This window comes from Embleya sp. L77, assembly GCF_055557415.1.
This window is the reverse complement of record NZ_CM145710.1, coordinates 1,692,433-1,704,324: the sequence shown is the minus strand read 5'-3', so window position 1 is coordinate 1,704,324 and position 11,892 is coordinate 1,692,433. Positions and strand designations below refer to the sequence as shown.

10 protein-coding genes are annotated in these 11,892 nt (G+C 67.9%); all 10 read right to left on the bottom strand.

Annotated elements, in window-relative coordinates; all coding sequences use genetic code 11:
* Positions 1 to 76 precede the first annotated feature (76 nt).
* Positions 77 to 1,588, bottom strand: a complete 1,512-nt coding sequence (locus ACZOOI_RS37350) for a hypothetical protein (protein ID WP_465284008.1) — start codon at positions 1,586 to 1,588, stop codon at positions 77 to 79.
* A 236-nt stretch (positions 1,589 to 1,824) separates the two neighbouring features.
* Positions 1,825 to 2,484: a hypothetical protein gene (locus tag ACZOOI_RS37345; protein WP_465284007.1), complete on the bottom strand. Its 660-nt coding sequence runs from the start codon at positions 2,482 to 2,484 to the stop codon at positions 1,825 to 1,827.
* Between the two features lies 1 nt (position 2,485).
* Positions 2,486 to 3,649: a lytic transglycosylase domain-containing protein gene (locus ACZOOI_RS37340; protein WP_465284006.1), complete on the bottom strand. Its 1,164-nt coding sequence runs from the start codon at positions 3,647 to 3,649 to the stop codon at positions 2,486 to 2,488.
* A 44-nt stretch (positions 3,650 to 3,693) separates the two neighbouring features.
* A complete protein-coding gene (locus ACZOOI_RS37335; RefSeq protein WP_465284005.1) occupies positions 3,694 to 3,873 on the bottom strand; it encodes a hypothetical protein in 180 nt (59 codons plus the stop codon).
* A 22-nt stretch (positions 3,874 to 3,895) separates the two neighbouring features.
* Positions 3,896 to 4,477: a DUF4913 domain-containing protein gene (locus tag ACZOOI_RS37330; RefSeq protein ID WP_465284004.1), complete on the bottom strand. Its 582-nt coding sequence runs from the start codon at positions 4,475 to 4,477 to the stop codon at positions 3,896 to 3,898.
* Positions 4,474 to 6,225 (bottom strand): type IV secretory system conjugative DNA transfer family protein, encoded by a 1,752-nt coding sequence (locus ACZOOI_RS37325; RefSeq protein WP_465284003.1) that lies wholly within the window; start codon positions 6,223 to 6,225, stop codon positions 4,474 to 4,476. Before ACZOOI_RS37325 ends, ACZOOI_RS37330 begins: the two co-directional genes overlap by 4 nt.
* A 52-nt stretch (positions 6,226 to 6,277) precedes the next feature.
* Entirely contained in the window at positions 6,278 to 7,123 is an 846-nt protein-coding gene (locus ACZOOI_RS37320) for a hypothetical protein (RefSeq protein WP_465284002.1), read from the bottom strand.
* A gap of 1 nt (position 7,124) precedes the next feature.
* Positions 7,125 to 8,702 carry an ATP/GTP-binding protein gene (locus ACZOOI_RS37315; protein WP_465284001.1) on the bottom strand — a complete coding sequence of 526 codons (1,578 nt, stop codon included), beginning with the start codon at positions 8,700 to 8,702 and terminating at the stop codon, positions 7,125 to 7,127.
* A gap of 48 nt (positions 8,703 to 8,750) precedes the next feature.
* Positions 8,751 to 10,250: an SCO6880 family protein gene (locus ACZOOI_RS37310; protein ID WP_391584239.1), complete on the bottom strand. Its 1,500-nt coding sequence runs from the start codon at positions 10,248 to 10,250 to the stop codon at positions 8,751 to 8,753.
* Positions 10,250 to 11,884 carry a hypothetical protein gene (locus ACZOOI_RS37305; protein WP_391584238.1) on the bottom strand — a complete coding sequence of 545 codons (1,635 nt, stop codon included), beginning with the start codon at positions 11,882 to 11,884 and terminating at the stop codon, positions 10,250 to 10,252. Before ACZOOI_RS37305 ends, ACZOOI_RS37310 begins: the two co-directional genes overlap by 1 nt.
* Positions 11,885 to 11,892 lie beyond the last annotated feature (8 nt).

The following is an 11,892-nucleotide window of genomic DNA, read 5'->3' as shown; positions in this document are numbered from 1 at the left end:
TCGGATGTTGCGAAAGACGTGCCGACCGGTTCCCGGTGGGACAACCGGCCACGGGTGCGGTGGATGGGGAAGGGGTTCACCTCGATGGCGCGGCGCTCGCGGGCGAACCCGGTGCGGCCGGATACATCGCGATCTCCGCCGCCGCGGTGGTGTCCTCCTCGCTTGGGACGGACAGCGTGAACAACCCCGCGCCCGAGGCGGTGAGCCGGTCCGGGATCGCGGTTCCTGCGGGAAGCGGATCGATCCTGCGCGTGGCCACACGCACGAGCGCGGGCTCCCTGGCGGCCGTCTCCTCCTCACCTTCCCGAGGGACCCGGCCGTCGGCGAGCAACGAGCCGAAGGCGACGCCGTCGTCACCCACCGCGCCGAGTTCGACGCCACGATGGTCGTGGTCGCCGGCCAGGCAGGCCAGGGTGCGTGCGGACAGGTCGAGCGCCAACGAACCCGCCACGACGTAGCGCCCGCCGGGAGAGGCGTCGAAGAGCGAACGCAGCCCCTGCGGGTCGAAGTCCCCACCGCCGGGGGCGGGACATCGTCCGGAGAACTGGACCGCGCCCGAGGCGGGATCGTGCACGGCGTACAGCGTGGGTTGGCCGTCCGGACCGGCCCAGGCGACGAGCATCGCCCCCGGCAGGGTGCCCAACAGCGTGCCGCGGGTGCGCCCGTCGGGACCGATCCGGGAACTGCTCCAACCGCCGACGAGAGCGAATCGGCCCCAGGGGCGGGCCGGTGTCTCGGCGGTCAGCACCCCGGCCGCGATGGTGGAGACGGGCACGTCCCGCACGGTGCAACCGTCGACGGCGTCCTGTTCGCACACCTCCGACCGCCGGGACTCTCCCGCCGGCACGGTGCTGCTCGCACCGGTCGTCGGATTCCACAACGTCGCCGGTCCGACCTCGATGTAGTCCTCCGCGGTGTCTTCCACCCGATCACCCAGGAACAGCACCCCGCCGTCGTCGATCGAGATGCCCGAGCCGCCGAATTCGCCGGGGGTCTCGCGCTCCAGATGTTGCGTCGGCGGCACGGTGTTGCCCGAGGATGCGACCGGGAAGGTGTCCACCACGGTGAGCCGCCGAGAGCGGACGAGGCCGCTTCCAGGGACCACGCCGAAGCGCACCAGGACCGCGAACTCGCCCTGGGCGGTGTTGATCACCCGCAACTGCGGAGCCCGTTCGATCGACAACTTCCGCAGCGGGGCGGACGACCAGACCACGGCGCCCTTGTCCGCGCTGCGGGCGATCAGGACGGTTCCGTTCGGCTTCTGCTTCGCGGCCGTGGGGTCCGCCGTGGACACCGGGGCCGACGCGTTCTCGGCGTCGCCGGGTACGTCGCTCGCCGAGGATTCCGGTTCTGCCCCGAACTCGTCGCTTCCGGCGTACACATCGAGCAGGAAACCCGCGCGCGGCGCGAGCGCGTAGGCGCGGTCGGTCACCTCGTTGCGCCAACCCCGCTTGCCGTCGAAGGTCGGCGGCACCGACAGCGCGGAGGCGGCGACCGGCGGCGCCGCCAGGGGATTGCGCTCCCCGGCCGGGGATTGCCCACCGCCCATCGCCGTGCAGCCGGTTGCCGCGCCGAGGGTCACAAGCATCGAGGCGAGCGTCGACAGCGCCCGGCGGCGTCTCAGGAAACGCCGAGAGGCCAAGGTGTACTCCTGCGCTGTGCTTGATGTCCGAGATCGGCGCCGGAGCGCCGTCGAATTCCCTGCCGACGCTAGGCGGTCGATTTCGGGCCGACAACCTTCGCGGGCCTCGACTGGGCAAGCCGATACCGACGGCGCGCGACCGCTGTGCACGGGCGCACCGCAGGCGGGCATTCCACCCGGTTTCAGTCGATGGCCCGGACCGAGGACACCCGCCACGGCTGAGCAGCCGATGCGCGCTCCAAGGAGACGAACACGGTGGTGGTCACGGCCGGTCCGCGCCAGCCGTCCCGACCCGTGGGCGTGACGGTCAGGCTGAACGCGTGGAAGGCCGAGGTCTCCGTGTCCTCCGGCTTGCCCAGGTCGTCGGCGGGTGCGGCGACCACGGCGGTGACGGATTTGTGCTCGGCCCAGGTCGACCAGGTTTCTCCCGGCGCGGCGACCTGCGGACTCAACCGCAGATTCTCCGCGTACCGCGGCGTCAGGAACGGCGCGGCGCGCTGGGCGGCGTCCCACCGGGTCGCGTCGATGGCGGTGTCCACCGTCCACATCGTCGTCACCACGGCTCGGGCGACGGCGGTCGCGTTGCGCCCGTCGACCTGGTCGGGCGCCGGCAGCGAGGCGGCCGGGGTGCCCGTCCGCCCGACCAGTGCCGGCAACGGCGAGCTGGGAGTCGAGGGTTGCGGGTAGGTCGGGCTCGCCTCGGCCGTCGTGACGGGTCCTCGGGTGGGGGCAGGCTGTCCCGTGGGTCGAGCGTTCTCCCGGCCCCCGCCGTCGCCCAGGCCGCATCCGGCGAGGGTGGCGGCGATCGTCAGCGACGCGAGCACCGCGAGGGGTCCGCGCATCTCAGGCCTGAGCGGTCGTGACGACGGCATAGCGCTGGACCGTCCACACGTCCCGCCGGGAAAATTGGGAGAAGGGGTCCTCCCTGATGACGGTGCCGGTCTTGAGCGCATTGATGGTCATCCCGTTTCCGACGTACAGAGCGGTGTGGTGGGTGGCTCCGGTGCCGATGGAGCCGCCCGGGCTGGTGAAGAAGATGACATCGCCCGGCAGCATCTTGGCCTCCTCGGCCTTGCTCGGCGGGCCGGCCGAGGAGAGGATCCGTTGGCCCACGCGGGCCTGTTCGCCCGCGGTGCGCGGCAGCTTCAACGCCCCGCCGGAGGCTTGGTGGAAGAGATAGCGCACGAAGCCGGAGCAGTCGAAGCCCACGATTCCGGCCCCCTGGGCGAAGCCCTCGCTCGGTCCGGTGAAGGTCCCGCCGCCCCAGGAGTACGGATACTTGCCGATCGACCCTCTGGCGAGGTTGACGGCACGTCCACCGAGAGTCTTGTCGTTGCCCATGTAGACGGCACTCACGGCCTGTGGCGCCGAATACTTGCTCATGATCTTCTTGATCCCGGGGACGTATCCCTCGGTCTCGTCCCACGGCGGAATACCCCGGTAATAGCAGACGGCACCGGGACCCGCGTTGTACGACGCGAGCATCAGGTCGAAGACCTCGCCGCGCATCTCACCGGCCTTCGGCCCGGGCTTGGTGTAGACCTTCCCGTGCATCACCATCACGCACGTGCCGTACTTGCCCGCCTGCATCTTCCGGACCTCACCGGCGAGATGGCAGTCGTAGCGCTCCTGAGCCATGATGTTGGCTCTCGGATCGGTCTGCGGGGCTCCTCCGCCCCACGTCTTCCACGTCCCGGGCATGAATTGGCTCAGACCGACCGCGCCCGCCGGACTCACGATGGACGGCCGCCAGCCGCTCTCCTGGTCGATCTGCGCGGCGACGACCGTGGGGGTCACCTCGGGGCACACCTTTCCGGTCTCCGCCACGAACGACCTGAATTGGGCGGGAACGGCGTTCACGTTGAAGGCGATGTTGGACAGTGGATTCTTCAGCAGGTTGAGCGGATTGGTGGCGGCGATGAGAGCCGTCATCACGACGATGAAGACCAGGAACCCGCCGAAAGGCAGGAGCAGCAGCAGCCCGAGCCTCGATTTCTTTTTCTGCATCGCCTTTCCCCGCCCCCGTGCCTCGACGCCGACCGACCCACCGACTACCGACCGGTCGCCACTCCCTTGGCCACCTTCGCGGCAATGTCCAGGCCCGGCAGGAAATCGCCGAGCTGCACCTGGGCACCGACCACGTCGAGCGTCTGCTCCGCCCTTTGCATCGTCTCCCCGATGAGCTTGTAGAACGCTCCCGCGATGTCGTCGACACCGGTTTCGTCGGCCATGGCCGCCGCCTCTCCTCCTGGATCAGAAACCCATGTTCTTGTTCAGAACCTTGTCCTTGGGATAACCGGTCGGCCGTTCCCGCTCGCCGGCGTCGGCCGCGGTATCCCGCATGTACTCGAAGATCGATGCCTCGACCCGGAATCCGGGGTGGTCCAGCAGCCCCGGAGGAACGGGCGTCAGCGGCAGTGGTGGCAACGGGCTGCTCGAGTGACCGTCCCTGGGGTCGCATACCGCGAACGGGCCGACGTCGGGATCCATCAGGACGCGCAGGTGCGGATCGGCATGATGGGTCCACCAGATCGAAACGCCCAGAGCCGGGTTCCGGCGCAGGTATTCGAAGGCCCGCCACAGGCTGGTCAACCGGGCGACGGCCTCCGGATGAGCCCACCAACTCGGGCACCACACGGCCAACGACCGGTTGAGCCGACGCCGCAACAACGGTGCCAGGTACTCGGCGACGAACACGTCCACCGACGGAAAGAACAGCTTCTCCGGCTCCGGCTCGGGCGCCGGATCGGTCCGCGGCGCCGGCTCGGCCTCGGGCGCGGAGTCGTCCACGTCGCCCCGATAGACGAGCGGTTCGTGTTCGCGAGGATCGCTCATGAGACCTTCTTGAGTGTCATCGGCGCCTGGGCGCTCGGGTCGAACGTGGCGATCGATTGCCGAATCTCCTCGGCGTACTCGGTTTCCCACCAGGGAATCGTGCGGATCAGCGCCGGTTTCGTCCCGCTGAATTGCACGAAGGCACGACCGCGCGGCATCGACGTCAGGTCCGCCACGTCGAGCACGGCCTCGGAGCGCGACGCCTTGTTCACGTTGCTCTCGAAGAAGTCGGTCGACTTGCGGGTGTAACTGGTGGTGCCCGGCTCGAAGATGCCGGAGGCGGCCGAGAGGTCGCCGAGGAATTTGGTGTCCAGGACGCCGCCTCCGTAGACGCGCACGTTGGCCGCGCCCCACAGTTTCGCCATCCCTCCGTCACCCCAAGCCGCGGCCCCCTGGGCCCAGGACTGGAGCATGGTCATCATCACGATGCCGCGTGAACCGAAGTGCGAGTACTTGTCCGGCAGTGCCTTCCACGGGCAGACGTTCGCCGCCTCGTCCAGCACGAAGAGCATCGGGATCGGCAACCGGCCGCCCGGACAGTCCCGTCCGGTGTTCTCGGCCTCCTCGGCGATCGCCGCGGTGAAGGCCGTCACCAGGGGCGCGGCCATCTTGTTCGTCTCTTCGGACAGCATGTAGAGCGTGTCGCCACCGCGGACGAACGCCTTGTAGTCGAAGGCCGGACGGTTCGGCTCGTTCCCCGGTTCGATCCACGCGGTCACCGTCGGCGCGACGAGGAAGGAGACGATCTGGGCGGCCGTGCCGTAGACACCGGCCCGTTGCCGATCCGGCGCGGTGATCACCGAGTCCACCGCGTCCGCCGAGGGGATGTGGCCGTGCTCGCGCAGAATACGCTCGGGGGTGTCGTCGGTGGGGCGGGTGAGCCAGGTGAAGATCTGCGAGATGGGCTTCCCACTGATGGACGCGGCCAGCAACAGATGCGCGATCAGGTCTTCCGCCGCCGGCTCGAAGTATGCGTCGCTGCGCGAGTGGGCGGGTCGGTTGATGGACGAGAACCGGCCCGCCATCTTGACCGCCAGCGTGATGCTGCTGCCCACGTAGGACAGCGGATCCCAGTACCACGTGGGTTTGGCGCCCGCCTGGTTCTGCGGGTCGAACACCCACACCTTGCCGCGCCGGGCCCGCGAGCCGCGTGTCGCGTCGACGATGTCGCGCTTGTTGGAGGTGACGACCACCGCACCGGGCGCCGCGACGATGTTGGGAATTGCCCTCGAGGTCGTCTTCCCGGTACGCGGCCCCCAGATGTCGACGTGCATGTCCTCCCACGAGCCCCACACGTCGACGCCGTGGCGCACGGTCTTGCCGATGTACAGTCCGGGCACTTCGGTCGGATCCAGACCGAACTCGTCCGCCTTCGCCCGCACGCCCTTGGTGGTGGAGGCCCGGAGATCACGGGGCTTGGCCAGGTAGGGAATCGCCCGATCGATGTCGAGCAGGCCGCGTTGGTAGACGATCACGAGGTAGGTCGCGCCGCCGGCCGCCGCGGCCATGACCACGCACAGCGCGACGGCGATGACGGTGGCGCCGGTTCCCGGCCAGGTGTACTTGTCCAGCACCAGTCCGAGCAGGATGACGGGTGGTGGCGGTGGCTTGAGGTCGGTCTCGGCGCGGGTGGCCATGGCGCCGACCCACATCGCCCCGGTGACGGCCATGAGCACGCCCACGACGGCGAGGATCATGTACATGTCGCCGTACGGATTGGGGCCGCGCTTTTTGTTGGTGGAACTCACGTGGAGAACCTCCTTTCTGGCATTCGTGGGGCCTGCCGGCGCCGGAACATCCCTAGATGAGGACGAACTGAGTGATGCTGGATGCGCTGCCGACGATCAGGGTGCCGATGAACACATAGACCACCCCGTGCGCCATCTCCCCGCCGCTGCGGCGCGCGCCGACGAATTGGAAAAGACACCAGAACGCGCTGAAGAAGCAGCCCACCAGGCAGGCCCAGGCCACCCAGCCGGCGCCCTCCATGAGCGGGTCCATCACCTCGGACGGACCCGAGTAGTCCTGGGTGTTGTACGAATTCTTGTCGCCACGGGGTGGTGATTTGATTCCGTTCTGGAACCACGAGTTGTCGCCCAGACACTTGCTCTGCTGTTCGGGCTCCAGGTAGTCGGCCCCCGATGCGTTCTTCAGCATGCAGGGATGGGTGGACAGGTCCTGGAACTTGGACTTGCGGATGTCCGGGCAGCCGGTTTTGTATTTCTCGGGGAGGGCATCGCACGGGTTGTCCCGAATGTTGCTCGGATCCACGTGTCCGGCGGTCTTGTGCTTGTCGTTGAGCAGCCAGTCCTTCAGTTCTTTGCGAACATTGTATTTGCAGAAGTTCGTCAGGTCCGGAACGCCGTCCCGATTGACATACGAAGGACTGCTGGGGCCTCCGTCGCAGCCGCTCACGTCGTTGGAATATTCGCGCGCTGCCTTGCCCGGACAATAGACCTTGAAGACGACGCCCTGGAGATCGCGAGGTATCTGGAGGCAGTTGGCCGGTGGATAATCCGATTCGTCCGCTCCTGCGGGAGTTCCGCCGGTCAGGAAAAAAAGAATCACGGCCGCGACGACCAGCAGAATCCGACCCGGGACCGCGCCCGCCCGCGTTCGACCGAAGCCCGTATCTCGCCTCGTCATGTCACGTCGTCCATTTGCGGTTCGTGTCGTTGATGCGCAGCTCGGACGGCGTGAGCTCGACCTGCACGGGTATACCGGGGCGCCCGCCCACCTTGACCATGAACTTCCCACGCCCGGGAGGAGCCGAGTCGGTGCCCGTCTCGCTGTCCCAGGAGGGGGGAGTGGACCAGTCGGTGATGATCTGCTGCTCGGACTCGGTCATGCTCACGACCTCGGTCAACTGCGGCATCTCCGCGGCCGGCAGACCGCCGCAGATGACCATGCCGGCCCGCTCGACGAAGCCCTTGGCCTTCATCCGGTCCTCTTCGGCGGGTAGCGCCAGCAGGTCCGACATGGTGTGCGTGATCATCGCCATGCCGACGCCGCGTTGGCGGTTGAGTCGGGTCAACGCGTCGACCCGGTCGACCAGCCCGCGTCCGGCGCGCAGGACACGCCACAACTCGTCCAGGATCACGAAGTAGTGCCGCTGCGGCTCCAGTCCGGCGTCGGCCAGGGCCTGGGCGACCGAGATGGCGCCGAACCCGTAGCTCCAGCAGGCCAGCAGGGCCGCGGCCTGAAGTTGGCCCTCGGAGTCGTCGATGCTGCTGACGTCGAAGCACACCGGGCGGTCGTGGTGCATGGCCTCGGTGGTGGGGTGCGCGAAGAGTTCGCCCAGCCGCCCGCCGCCGAGCAGACCGACCAGGGACGCCTCCAGGCCCTCGGTGATGTCCCGGTAGCGGGCGAGATCACCGCGATCCAGTGCCACCGCACGGACCGGGTCGGGCGCGTCCCGCAACAACCGCACCAGATCCGCCATGACCGGGACGCCGTCGTGTCGGTCGTGCAGGACCGTCAGCGCGGCGTTGAGGATGCTCTCCTCGCGGTCCGTCGGCGGGTGCCCGCGCAGGACGGTGACCAGCGAGGCCACCGCGTTCAACCGCCTGCCGTGCGCCTCCGCCAGCAGGGCCTGCCGTGCTTTGAGCGGGAGCCGTGCGGCTGCCTCGGTCACCTCTCCGGGGTCGAGCACGTTGAGATAGCCGCGCCCGCGTCCCAGCGTGATGACCTGACCGTCGAGGGCTTCGATCAGATCCACGTAGTCGGGCTTGAGGTCACCGAAGACGACCGGATTGACGCCGTACCCGGCGAGCCCCAGAGCCTGCCTGCGCACGATCGTGGACTTGCCCAGTCCCGGCTTGCCGAGCACGAATTCACTGGGGTTCAGCAACAGGTTGGCACGCGTGAACCAACTGATCGGGTCGCAGCACACCGTGGCGCCACCGGCCAGGGACCGGCCCAGCGGTACGCCGACGCCGGGCGTGCCCGAGCCCGCGCCGAACGGCCAGAGGCCGCAGACCTGCACCGTCGTGCCCCGCCACTCCGGCGGGGTCTCGACGTACGCGGGTGCGCCCTGACCCCAACCGCGAAAACCCCTGGGCCCCGGCCGTCGAATCTGCGGCCGAGGCTGCTTGCCGGCGGCGTCGGCGGACTGCTTCGCCTTGCGTCCCCAACGTTTGCGCGGCTTGTCGGGCGCGGGCGGTGCCGCGAAGGGCGCCGACGCGCCGAAGGTGGTGTTGTGATCGACCGAAGTGTTGTTCGTCAACGGGCTCGACTCCCTTGTCCGAAGCGCGTGTTCCGGGGATCCGACGGGTTACGCCGCTTCACGCAGAACCTGCGGGAGCTTGAGGTGGTTGGGCAGGACCAGCCCCAACGGGAGCGCCGCCGCGAACGCGGAGGCCTGTGAGCCGTAGACGCGGCGCACGAGAATCCGGGACGAGGCAGTGAGGTTGTCCACCGCGGATGCCGCGAGCTTGATGTCGGCGGCGTCGTTGACGGTGGCGGTGATCAGCATGGCGAACCGCACGAGTCCCGCGCCGGTGGCCTCTTCGCGGGCGGCCTGCTCGGCGGCCTGGACCGCGATCGAGTCGCGGGCATTGGCGACCTTGGACTGCTTCGCCTTGAACATGGCGTCCTTGCGGTCGCGTTCCACCAGTCGAGCCGACGTCGCGGGATCGTGCGGTCGATACAGCAGGGTCACCCGCTTGCGCATGATGTCCGGGTGCGGGGACACCAGTCGGGTCAGCACACTCGAGTACACCTCGCCGCGCGGCGCCTCCGACATCGCCCACGTGACCGAGAAGGCGCTGTCGTGCCGGTAGTGGCCCCACGATTCCTCGGTGGCCGTCGGGCCGGCGTCGTCCCAGCGCAGATCGCTCGTACGCTCGGAACGGGCCTGATCGATGAAGGTGGCCACGCTCGGGTCGTAGGCGACCCGGACCAGTTCGGTCAGCTCCCGACCCGTCATCGGCCGGGCCGGTCCGGCCCCGGTCATCTGCAGGCTGCTGCACAGTCCGGGGAGCCGCATGCCCAGATCGACCGCCATTTCCTCGGCGTTGCGACGTGCCCGTGCTCCTCGCGCGGCCCCCGAGTAGGTGAGTGCCACCCGCGTCGACATCTGGGCCGATCCCTGTCCGTACGCCTCGCTCACTTCCTCCAGCACCTGCTTGGCGAGCGAAGGCGCCTCGGCCACCACGTTGCCGTCGATTTCGCCGCGCAGTCGCTCACCCGTGTCGGGTGCGGCCTCGATCGTGACCGAGGCAGCCACCAGACCCGGCTCGTGGCCGATCTGGGACAACCACAGGCCCCAGTAGGCGACCCACGTGTCCACCTGGTCGGGATCGACGAGGGAGGCGCCGTCGGCGCTGCAGGTGAGGACGACGGTGTGGTGATTGGTCGCGGGGATGGTGACGAGGGCGAACGGTCGGCCGTACGCGTCGTGCGCCTCGAAGAGCTTGGAGGCGGCGGCGAGGCCGGGCAACTTGCAGGTGCCGAGCAGGAGCCGACCTAGCGGGCCCGATCGGTACAGGTGGGCTCCCTGGGCCTTGCCCGCGCTCCACGAGACCCGGGCGGCGGCCCATTGGAAACCGTTGCGACCGTGCTTGTCGCGCATGACCATCGGCAGCAGGGCGAGGGCGATGAGCACGCCCACGACGAGGGCGGCGACGAACGAGATCATCATCACCAGGATGACCAGCAGCAGACCACCGATGCCGGCCACGGTGCCGATGAAGCCGAGGCGACCCAGCCCGGGCGAGATCGGCTTCTGCCAGTTTCCATACGTGCGAACGTCGTGGCTGGTGACGTTACTCATCAGTTGTTGCCCCCTTGGTTCCGGTGTCGCACCAGGTTCGATGCGGCTCCGACGCTCCTCGCGCCGACTGTCAGGACGGCGCCCGCCGCACCGATGTTCGCCGCGTTGGATCCGGCCGCCGGACCGGTCATGGCGAAGACGACCCGGACGGTCGCGGGACCGACCAAGGTGACCAGTGCGAGCACGAACAAGCCGCGGAACTGATCGCTGTAGTCCAGACCCTGGTATCCCGGCGGTGCCCAGAGTCGGGCGCCCGCGACGAAGATGATCATCGATGCGGGCTTCACGAAGATGAACGCGATCAGATACGAGATGTGCCGCTGGAACAGATTTCTGCCGGCCGCGGTCGAGGTGGCCGCGGCGGTCAGTGGGAGTGTCCCGGTCAGCACGATCACGAAGAACAGGCGGGCCGTCATGTAGAAGTACTGGACCATGTTGGACGAGATGATGATCAACGCGGCCAGCAGGAAGAGCACGATGGAATCGAACCCCTCCAGACTCTGCGCGAATCTGTCCGCGGCCTCCTGGAGTGCGCGGTCCGTGTTGGCCGCGCCGTTGGTCTCCGGACTGAGTCCTCGGACGACGATCCAATCGGTGAATCCCTGACAGGCCCGGACGGCGACATTGACCAGGAAGATCGCACTGCCGGTGACCAGGACGAGAGTGATCGTGCCCTTGATGACGTCCTTCACCGAGCTTGCGTCGCGCGTGTAGGCGAGTTTGAAGCCGGCGAATATGACGCAGGCCAGCGCGAGGAAGTAGGTGAACGGGTTCGTGTGCCGGGTCAGGAAGTCGGTGGTGTTCCTGCTGCACGGATACGGTTTCGTGCGGTCCGTGTACTTGCCGGTGCCGTCGTCGCAGTCCGTCTTGTCGGTTTCGCTGATCAAGGGATCCGGTGCCTTGATCCACCACAACAACGTCGTGCGCACCGCGTTCTTGCTCTGATCCCGAATGAACGTGATGGGTTCGTTCAGGAACTTGCTGTCCTCACCTTTCGCGTTCTGCGCGACCACGTTGTTGTCGGGGCAGACCGAGGTCTTCGAGGTGGTGTCGCACGACGGCAGGTCACCGGCGGCCGGCTTCGCGTAGTCGGACCAGGACAGGTGTTGCTGGATGCACAGCGGGCGGGATTGGGGCGGTGCCATTGTGCACGGGTGCTGCTTCTTCTCCAGCATTTGCCGTACCTCGACGCACTTGACCTCGCGCTTCTCGTTGGCCCCGCCGTGCTTTCCGTCCATCAGGACGCACGGGCTCTGCGCTTTCTCGGCACCGTCCAGCATGAAGGATCGGTTCTGGGGCTCCTCCAGTGTTTTGGGCTCGTTGCCGAGACCGCCGGCCGCCTCCAAAGCCTTACCGGTGAGGTTGAGTTCGTTCTTGCGCCATTTATCCAGGTCTTCCTTCGCCTTGGCCGAGTCGCCGCCGATGAGCTGGAAACCGTTCCACGAGCCGGTTTCGTCCTTGGCGGAGGAATCTTCGCCCGGGCAGTAGAAGGTCCACTTCGATCCTGCGGCATTGTCCGGAAACCAGACGCAAGATTTGTCATATTTGTCCACGGCCATGCTGGGGTGGCCGCTTTGCAGGACGAGGAAGGACAGCACGAAGCCGAGGAGCACGGCTGCCCGCGCCGCGATCAAGAATGCCC